The sequence below is a fragment of the Sphingobium sp. TomTYG72 genome (genome assembly GCF_055394715.1).
Window position 1 is genome coordinate 1,537,274 of sequence record NZ_AP027336.1, and the last position, 20,195, is coordinate 1,557,468.

General features: G+C 61.9%; 20 protein-coding genes. 10 read left to right on the top strand and 10 right to left on the bottom strand.

Annotated features, from left to right (window positions below; translation table 11 throughout):
- Positions 1–3 precede the first annotated feature (3 nt).
- Genes ACZ5U1_RS07720 through ACZ5U1_RS07750 form a run of 7 tightly spaced genes read left to right on the top strand, consistent with a single transcriptional unit; the run spans position 4 to position 7,135 of the window.
- Positions 4–1,116, top strand: coding sequence for an N-acetylneuraminate synthase family protein (locus ACZ5U1_RS07720; protein WP_464777896.1), 1,113 nt, complete (start codon positions 4–6; stop codon positions 1,114–1,116).
- Positions 1,116–3,017 (top strand): thiamine pyrophosphate-binding protein, encoded by a 1,902-nt coding sequence (locus ACZ5U1_RS07725; protein WP_464777897.1) that lies wholly within the window; start codon positions 1,116–1,118, stop codon positions 3,015–3,017. Before ACZ5U1_RS07720 ends, ACZ5U1_RS07725 begins: the two co-directional genes overlap by 1 nt.
- Positions 3,017–3,700, top strand: coding sequence for an HAD family hydrolase (locus tag ACZ5U1_RS07730; RefSeq protein ID WP_464777898.1), 684 nt, complete (start codon positions 3,017–3,019; stop codon positions 3,698–3,700). Before ACZ5U1_RS07725 ends, ACZ5U1_RS07730 begins: the two co-directional genes overlap by 1 nt.
- A 16-nt stretch (positions 3,701–3,716) precedes the next feature.
- A complete protein-coding gene (locus tag ACZ5U1_RS07735; RefSeq protein ID WP_464777899.1) occupies positions 3,717–4,688 on the top strand; it encodes an NAD-dependent epimerase/dehydratase family protein in 972 nt (323 codons plus the stop codon).
- Positions 4,681–5,628: a glycosyltransferase family 2 protein gene (locus ACZ5U1_RS07740; RefSeq protein ID WP_464777900.1), complete on the top strand. Its 948-nt coding sequence runs from the start codon at positions 4,681–4,683 to the stop codon at positions 5,626–5,628. The genes ACZ5U1_RS07735 and ACZ5U1_RS07740 overlap by 8 nt, the downstream gene beginning before the upstream one ends.
- A 3-nt stretch (positions 5,629–5,631) precedes the next feature.
- Complete coding sequence (locus tag ACZ5U1_RS07745; RefSeq protein WP_464777901.1) at positions 5,632–6,075, top strand: GtrA family protein; 444 nt, start codon at positions 5,632–5,634, stop codon at positions 6,073–6,075.
- Positions 6,062–7,135 (top strand): FkbM family methyltransferase, encoded by a 1,074-nt coding sequence (locus ACZ5U1_RS07750; RefSeq protein ID WP_464777902.1) that lies wholly within the window; start codon positions 6,062–6,064, stop codon positions 7,133–7,135. The genes ACZ5U1_RS07745 and ACZ5U1_RS07750 overlap by 14 nt, the downstream gene beginning before the upstream one ends.
- Before the next feature lie 47 nt (positions 7,136–7,182).
- Here the strand turns inward: ACZ5U1_RS07750 and ACZ5U1_RS07755 are convergent, their stop codons facing one another.
- Together ACZ5U1_RS07755 and rlxS are read right to left on the bottom strand one after the other, a co-directional pair.
- Positions 7,183–8,076, bottom strand: coding sequence for a class I SAM-dependent methyltransferase (locus tag ACZ5U1_RS07755; protein ID WP_464777903.1), 894 nt, complete (start codon positions 8,074–8,076; stop codon positions 7,183–7,185).
- A 183-nt stretch (positions 8,077–8,259) separates the two neighbouring features.
- Positions 8,260–10,224 (bottom strand): relaxase/mobilization nuclease RlxS, encoded by a 1,965-nt coding sequence (rlxS, locus tag ACZ5U1_RS07760; protein WP_464777904.1) that lies wholly within the window; start codon positions 10,222–10,224, stop codon positions 8,260–8,262.
- Between the two features lie 254 nt (positions 10,225–10,478).
- On the opposite strand from rlxS, the gene tnpA reads away from it, so the two are divergent.
- From tnpA to tnpC, 3 genes are read left to right on the top strand one after another with little or no spacing between them, the layout of a single operon-like run.
- Positions 10,479–11,348, top strand: a complete 870-nt coding sequence (tnpA, locus tag ACZ5U1_RS07765) for an IS66 family insertion sequence element accessory protein TnpA (protein ID WP_464777905.1) — start codon at positions 10,479–10,481, stop codon at positions 11,346–11,348.
- Positions 11,345–11,698, top strand: coding sequence for an IS66 family insertion sequence element accessory protein TnpB (gene tnpB, locus ACZ5U1_RS07770; RefSeq protein WP_464777906.1), 354 nt, complete (start codon positions 11,345–11,347; stop codon positions 11,696–11,698). The genes tnpA and tnpB overlap by 4 nt, the downstream gene beginning before the upstream one ends.
- 60 nt (positions 11,699–11,758) lie before the next feature.
- Entirely contained in the window at positions 11,759–13,288 is a 1,530-nt protein-coding gene (gene tnpC, locus ACZ5U1_RS07775; protein ID WP_464779994.1) for an IS66 family transposase, read from the top strand.
- 106 nt (positions 13,289–13,394) lie between these two features.
- Here the strand turns inward: tnpC and ACZ5U1_RS07780 are convergent, their stop codons facing one another.
- The 8 genes from ACZ5U1_RS07780 to ACZ5U1_RS07815 all read right to left on the bottom strand — a co-directional run bounded on the left by ACZ5U1_RS07780 (position 13,395) and on the right by ACZ5U1_RS07815 (position 19,935).
- Positions 13,395–13,754: a hypothetical protein gene (locus ACZ5U1_RS07780; RefSeq protein WP_464777907.1), complete on the bottom strand. Its 360-nt coding sequence runs from the start codon at positions 13,752–13,754 to the stop codon at positions 13,395–13,397.
- A gap of 232 nt (positions 13,755–13,986) precedes the next feature.
- Positions 13,987–14,598, bottom strand: a complete 612-nt coding sequence (locus ACZ5U1_RS07785; protein ID WP_464777908.1) for a lytic transglycosylase domain-containing protein — start codon at positions 14,596–14,598, stop codon at positions 13,987–13,989.
- Positions 14,586–15,167: a S26 family signal peptidase gene (locus tag ACZ5U1_RS07790; RefSeq protein ID WP_464777909.1), complete on the bottom strand. Its 582-nt coding sequence runs from the start codon at positions 15,165–15,167 to the stop codon at positions 14,586–14,588. The genes ACZ5U1_RS07785 and ACZ5U1_RS07790 overlap by 13 nt, the downstream gene beginning before the upstream one ends.
- Positions 15,164–15,394 carry a helix-turn-helix domain-containing protein gene (locus ACZ5U1_RS07795; RefSeq protein WP_464777910.1) on the bottom strand — a complete coding sequence of 77 codons (231 nt, stop codon included), beginning with the start codon at positions 15,392–15,394 and terminating at the stop codon, positions 15,164–15,166. The genes ACZ5U1_RS07790 and ACZ5U1_RS07795 overlap by 4 nt, the downstream gene beginning before the upstream one ends.
- A 159-nt stretch (positions 15,395–15,553) precedes the next feature.
- Positions 15,554–15,853: a DUF736 domain-containing protein gene (locus ACZ5U1_RS07800; RefSeq protein WP_464777911.1), complete on the bottom strand. Its 300-nt coding sequence runs from the start codon at positions 15,851–15,853 to the stop codon at positions 15,554–15,556.
- 809 nt (positions 15,854–16,662) lie between these two features.
- Positions 16,663–18,450, bottom strand: a complete 1,788-nt coding sequence (locus ACZ5U1_RS07805) for a ParB/RepB/Spo0J family partition protein (protein WP_464777912.1) — start codon at positions 18,448–18,450, stop codon at positions 16,663–16,665.
- A 91-nt stretch (positions 18,451–18,541) separates the two neighbouring features.
- Positions 18,542–18,970: a DUF2958 domain-containing protein gene (locus tag ACZ5U1_RS07810; RefSeq protein ID WP_464777913.1), complete on the bottom strand. Its 429-nt coding sequence runs from the start codon at positions 18,968–18,970 to the stop codon at positions 18,542–18,544.
- A complete protein-coding gene (locus tag ACZ5U1_RS07815; RefSeq protein ID WP_464777914.1) occupies positions 18,967–19,935 on the bottom strand; it encodes an ArdC family protein in 969 nt (322 codons plus the stop codon). Before ACZ5U1_RS07815 ends, ACZ5U1_RS07810 begins: the two co-directional genes overlap by 4 nt.
- Between the last annotated feature and the right edge of the window lie 260 nt (positions 19,936–20,195).

Below are 20,195 nucleotides of genomic sequence, written 5' to 3' on the forward strand. Positions count from 1 at the left end.
TGCGTGACTGAGTCCATTTTCAACGACCTGTTCGTTCTCGAACTGGCCAATAATCACTGGGGCAAGCTGGAGCGCGGACTGAAGATCATCCGCGATTTCTCCCGCGTGGTGAAGTTCAACAATGTACACGCCGCCATCAAGCTTCAGTTCCGCGATGTGGACAATTTCATCCACCCGGATTTTCGCGATCGGGCCGATATCCGCTACGTCAAGAAGACGCTCGATACACAGATGTCGTGGGAGAATCTGCGGCTGATGGTAGAGACTGTGCGCGACTGTGGCATGGTTACCATGGTCACGCCCTTTGATGAAGTCTCAGTGGACAAATGTGTCGAATTCGGTGTCGAGATCCTCAAGATCGCCAGCTCTGACGTCCGCGACAAGACCCTGCTGGCTAAAATGGCCTCAACCGGCCTGCCTGTGATTGCATCAACCGGCGGCGCCAGCCTTGAACATATCGATGATCTCGTCGCCTTCTTCACCTCGCGGAATATCCCCTTCGCGCTCAATCACTGCGTCTCGCTTTACCCGTCCGAGGATGGCGACCTCGAGCTCGATCAGATCGATTTTCTGAAAGCGCGCTATCCCGGCATCACTATCGGCTATTCGACCCATGAGTATCGCGATTGGTGGGATTCGACGTTAATCGCCTATGGGAAGGGCGCCCGCACCTTCGAGCGCCATATCGATATCGACTATGAGGGCGTGCCGGTCAGCCCCTATTGCACCAAGCCCGAACAGGCCAACACCTGGTTCCGCGCCATGAAAAAGGCGCAAGAAATGTGTGGTGGCGGCTCCGCTGGGCGGCGTGCCGTGCCGGAAGGCGAGCGCCGGTATCTCGATGCATTGGTGCGGGGCGTCTATGCCAAGCGCGATCTGGCGGCCGGAGAGGTCCTGACGATGGATGACGTGTTTTTCGCCGTTCCTTTGCTCAAGGGGCAGCTGTCCACGCGTGAATTCGCGGGAGGCGAGCGCCTGACTGGTCCCATCGTCGCCAATGCCCCGCTTGACATCCAGAATGTGGATGCACCGGGACTTCGCGATCCAGCGCTGAACGCTCTGATCATTGATCGTGGGCTCGATATCTCAACAGCACGTACCGCGATCGCGTCCTGATGCGCGCCATGGAGCGATCCACCGACTTCGAACTACGCCAGGAGCCGGTCGGCGCGGCCCGCGTGCGGCTGGCTGACTATGTCGCCCAACGCATCGCCGAGCATGGCATCCGCCATGTATTCATGCTGACCGGCGGCGGCGCCATGCACCTCAACGACGCGCTTGGTCGGGCCGAGGGCCTGCAATATGTCTGTTGCCATCATGAGCAGGCGGCAGCCATGGCCGCTGAAAGCTATGCCCGCCTTTCCGGCCGCATGGCAGCAGTCAATGTGACGACGGGCCCAGGCGGAATCAACGCGCTCAATGGTGTTCATGGCGCCTATACCGATTCTATCCCCATGCTCGTACTGTCAGGGCAAGTGAAGCGAGAGACGCTTCGGCACAATGCTACGGTGCTCGTGCGTCAGCTGGGCGATCAGGAAGCCGACATCAGCGACATGGTGAAATCGATCACCAAATTCGCGGTAACGGTCTCAAGCCCGCTCGACATCCGATATCTGCTCGAAAAGGCGCTCTGGCTGGCCGAGAGCGGTCGCCCTGGGCCGGTGTGGCTCGACATCCCCATCGATATTCAATCGTCGCTGATCGAACCAACGAAGCTTCGCGGCTTTGATCCGGCCGCCGAGGGCTATGGCCAAGATTACGCTATTCCTGGTGAGTATGGGTGGCTGAAGGACGCCGCACTCGATCGAGCTGCGCAGGACGTGATTGCTGCCATTCGCCAGGCCCGCCGTCCAGTCCTGATGCCGGGCACGGGTATCCGCATCTCCGGCATGTACGAGCCCTTCCTCGAACTGGCCGACAAGCTCGGTATCGCCGTGGCTCCGGCCTGGAACGCCCAGGATCTCGTGCCGGACGATCACCCGCTATATGTTGGCCGCCCCGGAACCGTGGGCGATCGATCAGGCAATTTCGCCGTCCAGTGCAGCGATCTTTTGCTTGTGCTGGGCTGTCGGCTCAACATTCGCCAGATCAGCTACAACTATGCCGGCTTCGCTCCCGATGCGAAGAAAATCATGGTCGATGTCGATGCGCCCGAACTGTTCAAGCCGACCCTGTCGATCGACATGCCCATTCATGCCGATCTGCGGACTTTCATCCCAGCGTTAATCAAGGCGCTGGACGGATATGAGGCGCCTACTTCCCACCGCACCTACATCAACTGGGCCATGGAACGCCGACAGCGCTACCCTGCTGTCCTTCCTGAATATTGGGATACGCAAGGAGTAGTGAATCCCTATTGCTTCACGGAAACGCTGTTCGAAGCGCTCGAACCTGACGAAGTCATCGTGATGGCCGATGCGACTGCGGCCGTGGTGACCGTGCAGGCTGCGAAGCTCAAACAGGGCCAGCGGCTTTATTCCAATTCTGGCGCAGCCTCGATGGGCTATGACTTGCCGGCGACGATCGGCGCCTGGCATGGGATGCCACCCTCTTCCAAGCGGATCATCTGCTTGGCGGGTGATGGAAGCATCATGCAAAATCTGCAGGAGTTGCAGACGATCATCGGCCAAGGCATTCCAGCGAAGATCTTCCTTTATAACAATTCCGGCTATCACTCCATCCGGCAGACGCAACAGGCCTATTTTGACGGTCATTCCGTCGGTTGCGGGCCGGACTCAGGCGTTACCTTTCCCGATTTCGGCAAGGTCGCGCAAGCCTTCGGCTTTGCCTATACCCGCACGTCCGAACATAGCGACATGTCCCGAGCCATCGCAGAAACTTTCGCGGCCCCTGGTGCCGCCATCTGCGAAATCTTCATCGACAAAGGTCAGAATTTCGCGCCGAAGGTGTCATCGCGCCGCCTGGAAGACGGCAGCATGGTGACCGCCCCGCTGCACGATCTTGCCCCCTTCCTTCCAAGGGATGAACTGGCCGAAGCTTTACGGGTACCCGAATAATGAGTCAGGTACAGAACATCATCTTCGATCTCGATGGCACGCTCGTCGATAGCGCGCCTGTATTCGTGGAAATTCTGAACGACATGCTGCGAGAACGCGGCAGTTCGCGCTCCATAGGGCTTTCCGAGGTCCGGCAGTTTGCAAGTTTGGGCGGCCCTGCCCTTGTCGGCGGTGTTCTCGCGCAGGAATGTGGCGATCTGCGACAGGAAGTTGCCGACTTTCGCGCGCGTTACGCCCTATGCCCTACGCCTCTGGAATCCCTGTACGAAGGCGTTGCCGGGGGCGTGCGGGAGCTCACTGAGCATGGATACAGGTTGGCGATTTGTTCCAACAAGCCACAGCAGCTTTGCGAGAAGGTAATCGCCGATCTGAACCTCAACGCGCATTTTCCTGTCGTTGTCGGAAGTTCTCCCGATCGCATGGCCAAGCCAGCGCCTGATCTGATGGAACTTGTCATGGCGCAGCTCGGGACCAGCGTCCGCGAGTGCCTTTATGTCGGCGACAGCGAAATCGATCATGCCTTGGCTAAGGCAACGGGTATCCGTTTCGCCTTTGTGACTTACGGCTACGCCACCGAACAATTCACGGCTGACCCGCATGAGGAGTTCAGCCATTTTTCTGACCTTGTGCGGTTGCTCAAGGAAGAGCGTGCGCCTTTCTTCTCGAAACGCGGGGCCGCGTAGAAAGGTCTGGGCGAAGGTGAAGTTTACCGCTCACGTTGCAGCGGCATTGCGGCAGAGCGAGCACCGCGTCGTCCTGACCGGCGCAAGCGGATGGCTGGGACGCTCGACATTGGAACTGCTGCACGACGCACTTAGGGAGCAATTTGCTGAGCGGGTCTTCTGCTTTGGATCAACTGAGGCAGATGTGCACCTGTCCAGCACTCGAATTGTGACCCAGCGGCCGCTGGTTGAGCTGGCCAACCTCTCCCGCCATCCAACGATACTGCTCCATTTCGCCTTTCTGACGAAAGACCGTGCTGAGGCCATGCGCGAGTCAGATTACCGTTCCGCCAATCAGGCGATCCGCCAATTGGTGCTCGACGCGCTCGACCCCATCAGCGTGCAGGCGGCATTTCTTGCCTCTTCGGGGGCGGCCCACTTCGCAGATGATCGGCTCGCCACGCCCGCCATGCGGCTATATGGCGAGCTTAAGCGGGAAGACGAAGCGGCCTTCACGACCTGGTCTGAGGTCCGGGACAGAAGGCTCATCATAGCGCGGATCTTTAATCTGTCTGGTCCGCACATCAACAAACTGCCGAGCTATGCGCTTTCATCGTTCATTCTTGACGCCCTGGCGGGCGGACCGGTGATCATGAAAGCACGTCATGAAGTGCGGCGTGGCTATGTTGCGATACGTGAGCTCATGTCGCTGGCCTTCGCACTGCTGCTCGATCAGGCCCGTGGAGTGAAGCAATTCGACAGCGGCGGACAGGATGTCGAACTGGGAGAACTTGCCTCCATGATCGCATCCTCAATGCACTGCTCCGTCAAGCGTCCTCTTATCGGCGTCAGTCGTGCGGACATCTATCTTGGCGACGACCGCGCCTACCAGCGCCTGCTCGACCGCTACGGCATAGAAGGGGTGCCGCTGGCCGAGCAGATCAGTGAAACCATCGCCTTCTTGAAAGGCGACGCTCTTCCCGAACCCCTGCAGGATACTCATGCTTAAGCCCTCCGCGACACCTGAGCTTTCGGTCGTCATTCCCTGCCTGAATGAGGAGGAGAATGCAGCAGCGATTGCGAACGCCGTGATCGAGCAACTGGAGACACTGACCGACAGCTTTGAGATCATTTTCATCGACAACGGCTCCACCGACGGGACGGTAGCCATTGTCCGGGCCATGTGTGCAGGCAATGCCAGGATTCGACTAATTATCAACACACGCAACTTCGGTCAGTTGCGGTCCCCTGCCCACGCGCTTTTCCAAGCCAAAGGTCGCGCCATCATCGGCATCGCCGCTGACTTCCAGGATCCGCCCGAACTCATTCCCGAACTCGTCAGCCGCTGGCGAGCGGGAACGGAGATCGTTCTGGGCGTCAGCGAGACGAAAAAAAGCTCACCCGTCTACTCAAGCTTGCGGAAGCTGTCCTACGATCTGCAGCGCAAGTTCGGCGATTACCCGATCATCCCCAATGCCACGGGCTTCGGTATCTACGATGCGAAGGTGATTCGCGCGATCGCAGAGCTGAATGAGCCCGAACCTTTCGTTCGCGGCCTGCTAGTGGAAACAGGCTATTCAATTGAAACGGTGACATTCAAGCGGCCGGATCGTGCCGCCGGCCGCTCCAAAAACGGCTTTTTCGCGCTTCTCGATTTCGCACTGTCCGCCCTCGCCTACTCTTCGAAGGGTCTGCTCCGAGCGCCCCTATACTTCAGCTTCATTGCCTTTGCGGCAACGATGGTCAGCATGTTGGGTGCGGCATGGTCGATCGCTTGGGCGCAAAATCCCAGAATGTGGCTGTTCGCCGCGCTGCTGGAATTTCAATTCGGACTCCTGTTTCTGTTCCTCGGCATCCTCGGTGTTCAGATCCGCCTGATTTCCGATCGAACCCGGGGAATGCCGCTCGTTATCGAGCGGGAGCGCGTCAACTTCGCTCTCCAGGACTGACCCATGGCCTCCCTTTCTTCTGCGTCGATACCGCGGGTCTGGCGCTATTATATGGTTGGGGCAGTCAACACACTGTTCGGTTACAGCGTTTATGCGTTGCTGCTGTTGATCGGCCTGCAGATGTACGTTGCCCAGATCACTGGGCACATCATAGGGGTGATCTTCAATTATTTTACCTACAGTCGGCACGTCTTTCAAACCGCACCTGCCTCGAAGCTTCGCTTTCTGCTCTCCTACCTGCTGAACTATCTCGTCGGCCTTACCAGCCTTGCACTCGCCGCCACGGTCATCGCGTCGCCCTATATCGCAGGGTTACTGGCCACGTTGGTCACCTCGATCATCAATTTCATGGTTTTGCGCCGCCATGTATTCGCACCCGGCGCCCTGAAAGCCCCGCTGACGCAGCCAGCCGTAGGCAGAGAGGACGTCGATCATGCCTCGCTCTGACAACCCCGAAAGACAGGGCAGTCTCATCCTTTACGGGCTGGGATCCGTAGGTCAGTCCATCGCCGATGATTTGCTGGCTGGAGGATGGGACATAGAATTCATACTTGATCGGGGCAAGCGTGGTCAAAGCTATCGCGAGATCCCGGTTCTGGCTCTTGAGGATGCCGTGGACGGCCGACTTCTCGGCAAAACCATCATGGTTGGTTTGCATAATCATTATGTGGACATCAATCGACTTCACGCCGAGCTTGATAGTGCCGGTGCCGCCCACATACTGACCCCAGTCAATTTGCCCCAACTGATCGTTAACGGACGAACGCGGCCGGGCTATTGGCTTGATCCAGACTTCAGCTATGCGGATCATAAAGCGGACTTCGCCCGAATGCGCAGCCTGCTTGCGGACGAGACCAGCCGCGACCTCTTCGACGCCATTCTGGCATACCGCCAGAGCGGAAACATTGCCGACTGCCCCTCGCCGAGCCTGGAAGATGAATATACCCCCGGTGATCTGCCCCGTTTTGCAGAGCCGTTGAAGATCATCGACTGCGGTGCATTTACTGGCGTCGCTATCCACAAATTTCTGAAGGCTGGTTACGACATAGCCAGCTTCATCGCTTTCGAGCCTGACCCGAACAATTTCGCCCTGCTCGCATCGCGTAATTTCCCAATCGAGCGGCAGATTTGCCTGCCGCTAGGTACTTGGTCAACAACCCGCCAGCTGAAATTCTCAAGCGAGGGATCAATGGCGAGCCAGTTGAGCGAGGCCGGCACTGCCGTTGTTCAGTGCGTGGCCGTTGATGAGATTCTTGGCGGCGAACAGGTGAACCTCATCAAAATGGATGTCGAAGGAGCAGAAATCGAGACTCTGAAGGGCATGAAAAAAATCATTGCAGAGCAGAGACCTAATCTACTCCTATCGGTGTATCATACACCAGATCACCTGTTCAGTATTGCTGAACTGATTGAATCATGGGACCTGGGATATGAATTTCACTTGAGAGTTCACGAGTTCAACACATTCGGAACCGTCATTTACGCCTTCCCGCACAGGCACACCTAAAGGGATTCCGGGAGAGCCCTCTCGATACCGCCAAGCTACCTGTTACCTCAGGCCAATCGGCAGGCCGCCTGCAGGATATGTACCTTGCTCCCCGCAACTTCCGTCATAAGAATGTTTGTATCTACGACCTTCAGACCGCAATTCTTAAGCAGGGCGGCCATTGACGATGGTGAGTAGAAATTTACATGCTCATGCCAATGTCGCTTTTCCTTTTCCCGCCCTTCGACGTCACGCCGCATAATCTCTTCATAAGGCACTTCTATGTAAAGAACTGATCCCTCGTCCATTGCTTCTCGAACGACAAGTAAAAGGTCAGAGGGATAGGGAATATGTTCCAAGATCTGCGAACAAACGATCAAGCGATATTTGGATGACGTTGCCTGTTCCCGTGTGACCGCCTTGGCGTCGCCATCTACCTCCTTGCCACTGATATCAAAGATGTCGAGGCTGACGCGCCGGTTTTCGAAAGGCGTGTTTGCTCCCGTGTCGCCTCCCCAATCCAGCACCGTCAGGGGATCGCTGACGTGAGGCGCCAAGAATTTCTCCATTTCCGCTTTGTATGGGACGACTTCTACCAGCGCGGCGTTGCGTTCGTGATAGCCAGGTTCATAATGTTCCCGTAGCATCACATAGGCTTCTTCGCGATATCCCGCATAAATGGCGTCCATCTCTTCTTCCGAGAAGCGGATATCACAGAACAAATGTTCACACTGACGGCATCGCAGCGACTTGCAGATGGAATAAGCATTTCCATTCTGGATAGTTTTCAATCCCCAACTATCGTCTATCACCACAGGAATCCAACCGAAGGCCCGGTCAGCCACAAAGGGCATCAGAATAGCCGGCGAACTTGCCAGATCATCCCCACCGCAGCACACACAGGCTGTAGCCAGCCGTTGCCGCGCCTTCTCAGTAGGTGATATATCATCGTTGAAAGTCATTGTGCCCCCGACATGTATTTCGCTGTGATACTGAGGTTTTCTTAGCATATCTGCCCGAACTTGGCGATTTCGCATGGAACTGTCCCAGCACCGACCAGCGATAAATGAAGTTGCCCATCGACGCCTAAAAAGCAAGATCAGCTAGGAATAGCCACGATGCGCTTGAGAACACCTCGGGCTGAATCACGAAATTGATCGGTCGGCCCGACCACGTCCGAGCTGCCAGTTGATGCCGTCGGACCTCAGAATGCCGGTGGCCGCCTTGCCGATGTTTCGCTCGAGTACGTCACGCCACGGCACCAGCGTGAAGTCCCGTGATCGTTCGATCAGCGCGTGAGAGCCGCTTTCAAGGTCAACGCGCCGGGCGATCACACCTTCGATCCGGTCTCCGTTTCGAGACGATGTGAAGGGCTTGCCGAGTTGCCGTGCTAGCTTGTCTCCGGAATCGCGCAGTTCGCGCTGGCCTAATTCTTCCATCGCCTCGCTCCGCAAGCGGAACGCCGCTCCTTCACCTATCGCCAATTGCTGTTCGACGAGCCATTGACGCCTGGCCGACATTGCGTCGCGCACTTCGCGACCAAAGCCCGCATCGCGAACAGCGCTCGGCGTACCTGATGCCAGTTCGCGATCGAGCCAGGTCGGCGCCTCCTTTATTGGGAGGTCGGCAACAGGTGTTCGCGAGAGGATCAATACCGCCACAGGCCGGTCACGTTGCTGCCGCTGGGCATAGGCCTCGGCACGGGCGAGGTGATCGTCGGGAATGACCCAGCTCCCATCCTCCGATCGCTCCGGCCCGGCCCCCGCCCGCCGCATAGCTTCCAGCCGCCGGACATGGCTCGCGGCATAAGCTTCGCTGGCTTGGCGATCATGTGCCAGGTGAAGATCGACCGAATAGCGTCCACCGTTGGCGCGAGCGACAGCATCGACGGTACGATCCGCCTGCATAACGCTCGCCCTCGCCGACTCTATCCGCACGGTCGCATTCTCTGGAACCGACGGCACACCATCGCCCCGGCCAATGTCTATATAATGGACCCGGCCATCGACACCGTCGAGCATCGCATAATGACGGTCGCGATGCTCGTCGGAGAAGCCTCTATGGATCAACCGGCCAATAACGGGTTCGCGTACCTCTGTCGTTATCACCTGCTCGACGCCGGGTCGGTCCAGCCGACGTGCCGTGAGTTCGCGCTGCATGAGGCGGATAATGTCACCGCGTTCGCCCATGCGACGGAGCGTATCTTCCATCCCGTCGGCAAGACGGTAGCGCCCGCCGCCGATATCTTCGGCAAGTTCCATCGCCTTCAATTTGCGAAGCCGACCGGCCTCCACCGATTGCTGGAAAGGCTCGTTGTGGGCGGGCGATACGATCCGATCGGCATCCATCCTCCGCAGCAGGCGACGGTCAATCGCGGTCAGCCGCTCCTGATCGACATCATGGCGCAGGCGGGCTTCGATTTCGTGATCGGTCCGCGGCCCCAGGTCGAGCGTCACCAGTTCGGACGCCCGCTCCCGTAGCCCATGAGAAATATACTCCCGCGCAATGATCAGATTGTCGCCGCGATCATCGACGCCGCGCAGCACGATATGGGTGTGCGGGCGTTCGGTGTTGAAGTGATCGACCGCGACCCAGTCGAGCTTGGTGCCGAGGTCCTGTTCGACCTGAGTCATGAGCCGCCGGACATAGGGCTTGAGGTCGGGATATTCTGCCCCATCTTCTGCAGAGATTATGAAGCGGAACTGGTGGCGATCACCAGCCGTGCGCTTCAGGAAATCGTCGCCATCCGCGCGGTCGGTCGCCGGACCATAGAGCTCCCCCGGCAAGCCCTCGCGCGTGACGCCGTCGCGCTGGATGTAGCGCATATGGGCGCGGGCTGCCTGACCAGCCTTGCCACCGAGCCGGATGAGGCTCGCCTTCACCACCGCGCGGCGTCCACGGAAGCCGCCCAACCGGTCGCGACTGGCGAGAAGCCGTCCCATGCTTGCGCCCCGGCCGATCCGGCTGCCATCGAAACGCCGCGACCTTTTGCCGGTCTTGTTACCAGCCAGCCGCGTCGCCGCAAGGATGCGCCCGCCATATTTGACGGTGCGCTTGCCATCATTGCTCCGCATCCTGCCGAGCCTGGGGGTGAGGTCATCGTCAGACATGGTAACGCTGCCCCATCTCGCGAATTCGGCCAGAAACTGCCGGATTACCGCCGTTCCCGCCCGTCCTGTTTCTCAAAGTCAGGGTGCGGTCTCGTGAAAAAAGGATGTGCAGACAAGCACTTAAGCCGCGTCGCGAGACACTGCCTTTATCTTGTTTCCCCTTATCCCCTATCGGTAACCGTCCGATGTTCGCACGTTGTTCCCCTCTTCCATGAAGTCCCATGTGATCGTCTTTCCGGTTGGGAGGTGGGTCGATGCCGCGGCGGATATTCAGCAACAGGGCGAAGCGGGCTTGGTGGTCGGTGCATATCAAGGCATGGCGGGAGAGCGGTCTTTCGGCGTCTGCCTATTGCCGCCAGCAAGGCCTGACACGCAGCGACTTCAAGGCCTGGCAGTTCGAGATCGAAGAGTGGGAAGCTCAGAAATCCGAGGAAAGACAGCGCTGGAAGCGTAGATTTACACCGGCCTCGCCGGACAAGCGGCGGCAGGCGACACAGGCGTTCTGGGCGATGCATGTGGAAGCCTGGCAGTGGTCCGGACTGCATCTGCGCGACTATTCGTCGGCGCTGCGGCTGTCGCCCTACAGCCTCAAACGGTGGCGTAATCTGATCGAGGCGGAGGAGATCATAATCGACTGGCGCGCGCTTCTGCACCCGTCGGCGCGGCCGCCGATAAGCACAAATATAAGCACTAGGACTAAGGAATCCGAGCGCATCCAGGCCTTGACAGCTGATATCGAAGCCGCCGCCGAACCACCCGGACGGGCACGGCGAAGGCGCTTCTCGATGGAGGAAAAGATCGCGCTGCTGCTGGAGGCCGAGCGTCATGGCGAGACCATCTCCTCGGTCGGGCGGCGGCATGGAATCTCGACCAGTGTGCTGTTCCGCTGGCGCGACCAGTTCGGCCTTGGCCATGAGAAGCCGACGAAGCTGGTGCCGGTGCAGGTGGTCGAAAGCCGCATGTCGTCGAACGCTCGTGAGGCATCGCTGCTGACAGGCGTGTTGCCCTGCCCTGCAGGTATGAAGGAGGTCGATCTGGCCGATGGGCGGCGGGTGTTCGCGCCCCTTGATGCCGATCCCGATGACGTCCAGCGCACGGTCGCCGAGCGGGAGGCGCGCCCATGATGATCGTCCCATCGAACGTGAAAGTGCATATGGCGCTCGGCGTCACCGATATGCGCAAAGGTCTCGATGGTCTGGCGACGCTGGTGCAGGAGACGTTGAAGAAGGACCCCTTTTGCGGCCATGTCTTCGCCTTCCGGGGTAGACGATCGAACATGGTGAAGCTGCTGTTCTGGGATGGCACCGGGCTGTGCCTGTTCACCAAGAGAATCGATCGCGGACGCTTCGTATGGCCCCGCATGACGGTACCGGGCGAGACGATCCCGTTGTCGCCGGCGCAGCTTGCGATGCTGCTGGAAGGTATCGACTGGCGCCATCCCGAGCGTGTGTGGCGCCCCATAAAAGCGGGCTAAAAACCGCTGGAATCCGCCGTAAATGCTTGGGCTTACATGTCCGTTCTGGTAGCATCGGGCATGCGGCTCGATCTCGATAATCTGCCGTCCGATACGGCGCTTCTGCACCAGCTGGTGCGGGACATGGCGGCCGTCGTCGAGCACCGCGAAGATGAGATCGGGCGGCTCCAGGCGATCATCAAGAAGCTTCAGCGGATGCAGTTCGGGCGCAGGTCCGAACGCCTCGATCCCGACCAGCTTGCGCTCGGCCTGGAAGACCTCGATGCCGACATCGGCCGTATCGAGGAGAGCCGTCCGGTAATCCTCGACACGGCCGCCGAACCGCGCCCACATCGCAAGCCCTTGCCCGATCATCTGCCGCGCGAGGACGTGCTGATCGACACCAACCACGATGCCTGTCCGGGCTGCGGCGGCGCGCTGCACGGTATCGGTGAGAGCGTCAGCGAGATGCTCGACTGGGTGCCCGCGCAGCTTCGTGTCGTGCGGATCACACGGCCCAAATATGCCTGCCGGGCGTGTGGAACGGTGCGCCAAGCCGCCGCACCAGAGCGCCCGATCGCGGGCGGGCTGGCGACACCCGCGCTGCTTGCGCAGGTGCTGATCGCCAAATATTGCGACCACACGCCGCTCTACCGGCAATCTCAGATCTTCTCCCGCCACGGCGTCGATCTGGCCCGCTCGACGCTCGCGGGATGGGTCGGCGGCGCGTGCTGGTGGCTTGAAGCCTTGCACGAGAAACTGTGTGCGGACCTGTTCGCATCGGACCATCTGTTCGCCGATGACACGCCGGTTCCAGTGCTCGATCCGGGGCGTGGAAAGACCAAGGCCGGGCGCCTCTGGGTCTATGCCCGTGAGCAGCGCGGATGGAACGGCCCCGCCCCACCAGCCGCTGTCTATCTGTTCGCGCCTGACCGCAAAGCGGAGCGGCCGATCACGCATCTCCAGCACTTCAAGGGCGTACTGCACGTCGATGGCTATGCCGGGTTCGAGCGCGTTGCCGCGCAACCCGACGTGATGCTGGCAGCCTGCTGGGCGCATACGCGGCGCAAGTTCTACGACGTAGAGCAGCAGACGGGCTCGCCGATCGCGGCCGAGGCGTTGCGCCGCATCGCCACGCTCTACGAGGTGGAGAAGAAGGCGCGCGGCCAGTCCCCGGCCCAGCGCATGGCTTGGCGGGGGGCGCTCGCCCAGCCGCATCTCGCCGCCATGAAAGGCTGGCTGGAAACCCAACTTGGCCAAGTCCCCGCGCGCAGCACGCTGGCCGATGCCATCCGCTATGCGCTCGGCCGGTGGACGGCTCTGACGCGGTTCATCGACGACGGCCGTATCGAACTCGACACCAATCCGGTCGAACGGGCGATCCGTCCGGTGGCTCTGGGAAGGAAGAATCATCTGTTCGCGGGCAGCGACGGCGGTGGTCATCGCTGGGCTGTGATCTGCTCCCTGATCGAGACGGCCAAGCTCAACGGCGTCGAACCCTATGCCTGGCTGAGCGATGTCCTCACCCGCATGATCGAGGGCCATCCGGCGAACCGACTCAATGAACTGCTGCCGTGGAACTGGGCGCTCAATCATCGCGCCGCCGCCTGACGTGCAGCGACCAGACGCATACCCTAGCGCCACCCATTTTCGGCTCGAAAAAAGGGGAGAGACGACGTCGGTCCGAGGCCGCCTCTCCCTGACGTTCATGCTGCCGTCAGCGCGCATCGGCCATTGCCTTCCGAGCAATATCGCGGCTGTGGCAAATGCGCTTTGTGATCGTTCCATGTGGCATTCCCTCGCCATCCACGAGCATGATGGCCATGAACCAGCGGCCATCCAGTCGACCCCAGATCGCGATCCGGTCGAGCTCCAGATCATCCTCGCCAAGGCCCTCATAGGAGCCCAGCCAACGCTCCTCGCCGCGCGCATCCCAGAGGAAATCGCTCTCCTCCGCGTCCAGGCAGCGTTGCGCCAGTGCTTCTCCCGCACCGCGTCCCAGCTCGATTTCAAGTCCTGCTACCAGCGTTGCCACGACGCTGTCCGACGCCGTTCCGATGCACTGAACCATGCCCATGATGACCTCCTTGCGCTTCGTCCTCACCATCGAGAACGGCGTCCGGGAGACGGGTGGCGGGGCGGCTGTCAGGGCCGCAGCGCGCAGCGCGGCGCCGCGAAGCGGCCGTGGGGGGAACCGATTTGCGCAGCAAATTGGGGGGCACCCGCGGGCCTTGATAGGCGCTCCGCCACCCGTCATGCTGGGTCTGTCGAGACGAGCCTCCACCCTCTCCCGGACATGCGACATCACCTCACTTCCCCTGCGACAGAGCGACAAAGATCGGGCTTGGCGATGGCGCGCCGACGGCGGCGGCCGGTGGCAATCCGCCGCCTCTTTGTATGGCGAACAGGGGCTCGACCAGTGGTGATGCCGTCGCACCGGCCCCGCCAATCTGCCGCTCCGGCGCCACGCTTGCGAGATAGCCGATGGTCTCGCCTGGCAGCGGCCGACCGCCTGCAAGATGTTCGGCATAACGCCCAGGCCCCGCATTATAGGCGGCGAACAGGCCGGGATATCCGAACCGGTCATACATCAGCCGCAGGTAGAATGTGCCGGCCAGGATATTGTCGCGGGGCTGGTCGGGATCGTTGCCAAGTCCAAGCCGGACGCGCATGTCCGTCCAGGTTGCAGGCATGAGTTGCATGAGGCCCATGGCACCAGCGGAAGAGCGGATGGGTCGGCCGTTCCAGCGAGTCTGTCCACCGCTTTCGGCGCGCATGACCCGCTCGATCCAGGCGGTGGGAATGCCGAACCGCAACGATGCCTCGCGGATATAGGGCTGCCAGGTCGCGACCGATTCAGCTTTGGCAGGCGTCGCAAGGGCGAGCGCGAGCAGGATAGCGGCATGCTTCAACGGCGCCACAGGAGCGTCGCCTTTCCGATGACATCGCCACCCTCCGTCGGCCCGAAATAGCGGCCGTCGAACGAGGACGGACTGTCCATCAGCAGGAACAGCTGCCGCCCCCGCAGCACCATGCAGCCGCTCCACCAGGGCATCGGGAGACCGGCGGCATCGGCCGCGCGGCGGCTCGCAATCCATCGCCCGTTGAGGAAGATGTCCTCAGCCAGCGCGCAGACCGTATCGCCCGCATAGGCCACGGCGCGCTTCACCAGCGGCACGTTCATGGGCAGGTAGCGGCGCGACGCAGCGAGCAGTCGATAGCGCCTGGGCACGCGAGCGATGACCATGTCGCCCGGCTCCACCAGGGGGCCGGGATCTACCCTGTAAAGGCCGATCGGGGCGCTGGCGCTCGCATTCCAGACGAGGCGCGGCGTGGGCGGAAGCGCGGCGGAAAGGAGGAGGAGGATGGTGCCAGCGCCAATGCACAGGATGCGCCAGCGCAACCGGACGCGCTTCCGCTTTTCCGTCCGCAGGGTCTCGCCCCAGGCAAGCAGCGGAACGTCTCCGGCCGCGCTGCGACGGCGGCTCACGCGCCCAGCTCCCGCGCCGAATGCTCGGCGGACCAGCTGTCGAGATCATCGATATGATATTGGACGAAACGGCAGTGGCGGCGAAAGACCGGTCCCTTGCCGTCGCGGCGCAGACGTTTCAGGAGGCGGCTCGAGATTTTGAGGTAGGCGGCGGCCTGATCGGTGTTGAGGAAGGGCGAACCGCGTTTCGCGCGGTTCGCGCGGGCAATGTCATCGTCGCTGTCCATGGGGCGCATTCCTGTCTGTCGGGATCGCAACGGCGCGATCGCGGCACCCAGGATGCGGACAGGGACATCCCGGCATCAGTGTCGAAAACCACTCCCACGCTTTCGACACCCGGGGAGAAAAGAGGCTCCGCGCCGAATCTGGCGCGGAGCCTCGTCATGTCAGCGGGACCAGATGAGCTTGTGCTCGCCCTCGTCGCCCTGGGTGAGGGTCGCGTAGATGGGCGCGGGGAAGGACGGATCGTCGAGCTTGAGGCTCAGATATTCCGCGCCGGTCTCGCGCGCCGCCTTGGTCCAGCCCGCGCCGAACTCGACGCCACCGGCGCTGACGCGATGGTCCGGAGCCTTGTCATGCTCGCGTTCGACAGGCCGGATCGTGGCCTTGACGCGAAGAGTGAGGGTGCGGATTTCACCAGTGCAAACGCCATCCTCGTTGCGGGTGAAGCTGCCGATCTGTGCCATGGAAAGTCTCCTTCTGCTTGCTCGAATGCCGCCCGATGCGGCCTCGATGGCAGTCGATCAGGCGACGGCGCGGCGCCGCGCACCCCAAGGCCGAAGCGTCAGCGAAGGACGGCCGGAGCCGGCTTTCTTGCCTCGCGAGGAAGCCCGTAAGGGCGGGGAAGAAAGTCGGCGAAGCCGTTGCGCGGACAAGCCGTGCCGACGCCAGACCTGCCATGAAAGAGAGGCCGGTGCGGCATGCGCACCTGCACAGGGGGAAGCTCGGACAGGATCGGAAAAACGCGATTCCTTCGCAGTGATGAACAATAGGGGAGCAATATCCGGGTCGTTCCGGCTCGCCCTGCCCCGGCTCCCTCCGGCGCTCGACCGCTTCCGGCTTATCGGCACGACCGTTTCGAAAGCCTGGCTGCCATCGCAGCCGGTGCCGCGAACCATGGTCATGATCACGCCGCCCAGTGGTCCAGGATCCAGCAATTCCTGCCTGATATCATGGCTGTCGATCTTCTTGCCGCGCGGATCAAGGCGAGTCCGGATCACCAGCCAACGGGCCGATGCGAACTTAGAGGAAACGGCGGTCGGTGCCTTCCTTGCGCACCTGTTCGCCCAGGAATTCGGGCCGGGCACAACCCGTCGAGACCTGTTCGCTGCCGCTCCTGGACCATGGAACAGACAATATCAGCTGCCCGGGCCTCCGGTAGAGCGCGGCTTCCAGTACACAAAACCCGCGCGGCCGAGCCCTCGGGCGAGGCCGCGCGGCGAATTTCCAGCCAGCCAGCCAGCGGGCGGCAGTATGCTCCACCGCCCGCCAACCTTCACGCCGCTTGGGCGAACGGCTCCTCGCCCGCCCCGGCTGTCGCCGTGGCCATGACGTCGCGCGCGGCAACGACCTTGGCATGGGCAGCCACGGTGCCAACGCCACCCCGCTCGGTATAGGCGCCCGGGGGAAAAGCCATCCAGCGCGGCACCCAGCGCTCGACCTTGGTGCGCCCATCCGCACCCGCAAGATGGTCGGCAATGATCTGCTTCAAGGTCTTGACCTTCTCTTGGCCATTGGCTGTCGCGACCGTCTCGCCCGCGACCTCGGCTACCATGTGACCGAGCAATTCACGGTCGCGCAGCAGGGAAAAGAGCGCCTCGTCGGCCTGCCACCATGCGGCCATGTCGATGCCGATCTCGGCACCGACCGCCTCGACGGCGGCGCTGCCCGCCGCCAATGTCTCGCCCATTACCACCGCGATCACGTCCATGAGAGCCGGGTCCGGCAGCGCGATCAGGCGCAGAAAAACGCCCGCGACCCCCTGCTGGGCGTCGCGTGCCTCCCAAACAGCATCGCCATGGCCGCCCGTGACAGTCGGCTCCTCCGGGGAGAAGCCGAGCAGGTCCAGCACGGCGCGGCGGCGCTCGTCGAACAGCGGCTCGCCCCGCGACAGTTCGACGCTTTCGCGCACTTCGTCGTTGCGCGTTGACTGCGGTTCGGGCCGTACCGTCCAGAGGAGCGAACCGACGATGGCGTGGGCGACCATGAGCCGCAGCGCCATGCCCGGATGACCCAGAAGCGCGGCGCGCACGGCGGCATGGCGGTGCAGGTCCACATAGGTCTGCAACGTTGATGTAAGTTCCGGGCGCTGGACTTTGCCGCCGCCTGGCACCTCGCCGCGCTCCACCTTTCGCGCCTCCTTGCGTGTCACATAGCCCTCGTGGAAGCTGACCTCGCCCGTCGCCCGGACATCGACATAGACGCGCCCTCCCCTGCGCTTGGCGGCCTTCTCATATTCCCAGCTATGGAAATGATCCGATGGAGGAACGATGACGACATCGCTCCAGCCCTGATCCAGATAGGTTTCCTTCGCCGCCTCGATCGCCGCGTTCTGCGCGGTCCAGAAGGCATCGGCATCCGCGAAATAGCAGTCCTCGCCAAACAGGTCGGCAACCGTCGAGCCCTTATATTCCGCCAGATCGAACAGGGCGAAGCGCGCCGGGATCGACTGGCCGCCAAATAGCCATGCCTTCAACTGGTGCCCGGTCGGCACATAGCTGTCGGGATCGTCATGAAGCGCCAGCCACGCCTTTTGCTGGCTCTTGCTGGCAAGGGTCAGGTGGCGGACGGTGGCGCGGTCGATCTTCTCGGCGCGGTAGAGATCGCGGACGCGCGGCAGAAGATTGCCGAGCGCGAGGACGCGGCGGATGGTGAGGTCGGGAAGCCCGAAGGTCGCGGCGATGTCGTCCACCTCGCGGCCCTCCTTCACCAGCCGGGTGAAGGTTTCCCACTGGGTCACCTCGTCGGCATCGAGCCGGGCAAGGTTCTCGATCATGGACGCCTCGATGGCGGCGGCATCATCTGTTTCGGACAGGACACGGCAGGGCAGCAGTTCGGCCTCGCCCGTCTCCTGCGCGACGAGTCGCGCGGCATGGAAGCGCCGCGCACCCGCGACGATCTCGAAATGGCCCTCCTCGCAACTGGGCCGCACGAGCAGGCTCTGGATGACGCCGCGCTTGCGGACGGTCGGCAGGATATCGCTGACATCAGGCGCCTTTCGGCCGTAGCGCATATTGGTCTTGCTCACACAAAGCTTGTCAGGCGCGATAAAAACGAGTGTCATGGCATTGCTCCTTCGGAGTGCCGGTCCCTCACGTTTCGCGGCGTCGGGGGGCCGGTTTCTGGGGGTGGCGGCGTGACGTGCCGCCTTTACGTCATCCTTCGACCGGATCGGACGGAGGAGAAGCGGGGACCGCGCCCGATTGGGCGGCACGGCGGATCAGTGTTTCGGCTCCGAGGATCGATCCCGCGCGGCGGGACCATTGCGCCCAGGCAGAAAGGGGCAAATCGCTCTCGAAGCCGATGTCGCGCTCGATGAAGAGGCCATAGGGAAGCCGGACGGCGGCCAGCTCGGACAGGCTGAACCAGCCGAGTTCAGGACAGCCAAAGCCAAGATCGGCAAGCCCGAAGAGCGCATCGCCATCCTCGGCCAGTTCGCTCGCCAACCATGTCGCCGCGCCCAGCGGATTGAACAGCTTGACGACGGGCGGTGGGTCGAAGCGCTCGCCCATGGCCTCATGGGCACGGCGCGCGATATCATTGGCGCGCAGGGCGAAGCGGATTTCGGGGGTCAGGAGGATCATGCCGCCAAACTCCTCTGTTCGCGCGCCGCCTGCGCCTCCCGATGCCGGGCCAGCAGCCAGTCCGCTGCCTTGCTGGCGGCGCTCGCGGCACGAAAGATCGCGCGACAATCTTCCCTCAAGACGCCTAGCCACGCGCCGATATAATCGGCGTGACGCACGGTCGGGACGATGCCGAGTGCGGCGCACAGGAAGGCCGAACCCATCTCGGCGACCAGTTCCTCGCGGGCATAATCCTTGCTGCCGAAAGGATTGCGAAGGTTTCGGCCAAGCCGCTTGGCATGGCCTGTCGCATGGGTCAGCTCGTGCAGGCAGGTGCGGTAATAATTGACCTGATCGAAGAAGGCGGGCTGCGGCGGCACAGCCACGAAATCAGGGCCGGGCGCATAATAGGCCTCATCGCCGCCGATGCGGACTTCAACGCCCGACGCGGCGATCACTTCCTCGGCAAGCGGCACGGTCTCGCGTTCGGGCAGCGGCGCGGGATCAGTGGCAAGCCCTTCGCGAAGCCCCTCGCATTGCGCGACATTGAAGACCGTGAAGCGCTTCAGGAAGGGAATGGACCGGGCATCGCCGCCCTCGCGCGAGGCCCGCTCCTTCTCCGCCTCGGGGGTGAAGCTGTCGGCATAGACGACCGTCACGCCGCGCTCGCCCTTCCGCACACAGCCGCCCGCCTCCAAGGCCTGACGAAAGGTCAGCCAGCTCTGCGAAGGCCAACCCTGCTCGATGACCCTGCCCCACAGGATAAGGATATTCACCCCGGAATAGGAGCGGCCAGTCAGCGCATTGCGCGGCAGCGCGGGACCGACCCCTCCGGCCCTTCCCCATGGCTGCACCCACGGCAACCGCCCGGCCTCGAGCTCCGAAATGATCCGGGCGGTCACCTCGTCATAGAGGTTCGCGCGCGCTTCCCGCGCCTCTCCGGCTCCACCCTCACGATGAACGCAACGGCTGGTCTTCCTCGGCATGGTCTGTCCTCCACGCCACCCAAAAAGGTACAAAGCCTCCCCGCGAAGGCGGGGGTGGGCGGCAAGACGCGACCAAGAGGCCCGGCAAAGCCGGGCGAAGACACCGCAAGGGCGCAACGCAAGTGGAGCACCCCGGACGCGCAGCGGCAGGGGTTGGCTTCGCCCGCGACGGGCCTAGCCGGGAGCGCCGCCCGCACCCGCCGTAACGGGAGACGCAACAAGCAACGCCGCCGCGAACCAGCGGCGACCACAGCCCTTAA

Excerpts from the sequence above, each read along its gene's own strand:
- ACZ5U1_RS07725 (WP_464777897.1), top strand. The coding sequence starts at position 1,116 with ATGCGCGCCATGGAGCGATCCACCGACTTCGAACTACGCCAGGAGCCG.
- ACZ5U1_RS07730 (WP_464777898.1), top strand. The coding sequence starts at position 3,017 with ATGAGTCAGGTACAGAACATCATCTTCGATCTCGATGGCACGCTCGTC.
- ACZ5U1_RS07740 (WP_464777900.1), top strand. The coding sequence starts at position 4,681 with ATGCTTAAGCCCTCCGCGACACCTGAGCTTTCGGTCGTCATTCCCTGC.
- ACZ5U1_RS07745 (WP_464777901.1), top strand. The coding sequence starts at position 5,632 with ATGGCCTCCCTTTCTTCTGCGTCGATACCGCGGGTCTGGCGCTATTAT.
- ACZ5U1_RS07750 (WP_464777902.1), top strand. The coding sequence starts at position 6,062 with ATGCCTCGCTCTGACAACCCCGAAAGACAGGGCAGTCTCATCCTTTAC.
- ACZ5U1_RS07755 (WP_464777903.1), bottom strand. The coding sequence starts at position 8,076 with ATGACTTTCAACGATGATATATCACCTACTGAGAAGGCGCGGCAACGG.
- rlxS (WP_464777904.1), bottom strand. The coding sequence starts at position 10,224 with ATGTCTGACGATGACCTCACCCCCAGGCTCGGCAGGATGCGGAGCAAT.
- tnpA (WP_464777905.1), top strand. The coding sequence starts at position 10,479 with ATGCCGCGGCGGATATTCAGCAACAGGGCGAAGCGGGCTTGGTGGTCG.
- tnpB (WP_464777906.1), top strand. The coding sequence starts at position 11,345 with ATGATGATCGTCCCATCGAACGTGAAAGTGCATATGGCGCTCGGCGTC.
- tnpC (WP_464779994.1), top strand. The coding sequence starts at position 11,759 with ATGCGGCTCGATCTCGATAATCTGCCGTCCGATACGGCGCTTCTGCAC.
- ACZ5U1_RS07780 (WP_464777907.1), bottom strand. The coding sequence starts at position 13,754 with ATGGGCATGGTTCAGTGCATCGGAACGGCGTCGGACAGCGTCGTGGCA.
- ACZ5U1_RS07795 (WP_464777910.1), bottom strand. The coding sequence starts at position 15,394 with ATGGACAGCGACGATGACATTGCCCGCGCGAACCGCGCGAAACGCGGT.
- ACZ5U1_RS07800 (WP_464777911.1), bottom strand. The coding sequence starts at position 15,853 with ATGGCACAGATCGGCAGCTTCACCCGCAACGAGGATGGCGTTTGCACT.
- ACZ5U1_RS07805 (WP_464777912.1), bottom strand. The coding sequence starts at position 18,450 with ATGACACTCGTTTTTATCGCGCCTGACAAGCTTTGTGTGAGCAAGACC.
- ACZ5U1_RS07810 (WP_464777913.1), bottom strand. The coding sequence starts at position 18,970 with ATGATCCTCCTGACCCCCGAAATCCGCTTCGCCCTGCGCGCCAATGAT.
- ACZ5U1_RS07815 (WP_464777914.1), bottom strand. The coding sequence starts at position 19,935 with ATGCCGAGGAAGACCAGCCGTTGCGTTCATCGTGAGGGTGGAGCCGGA.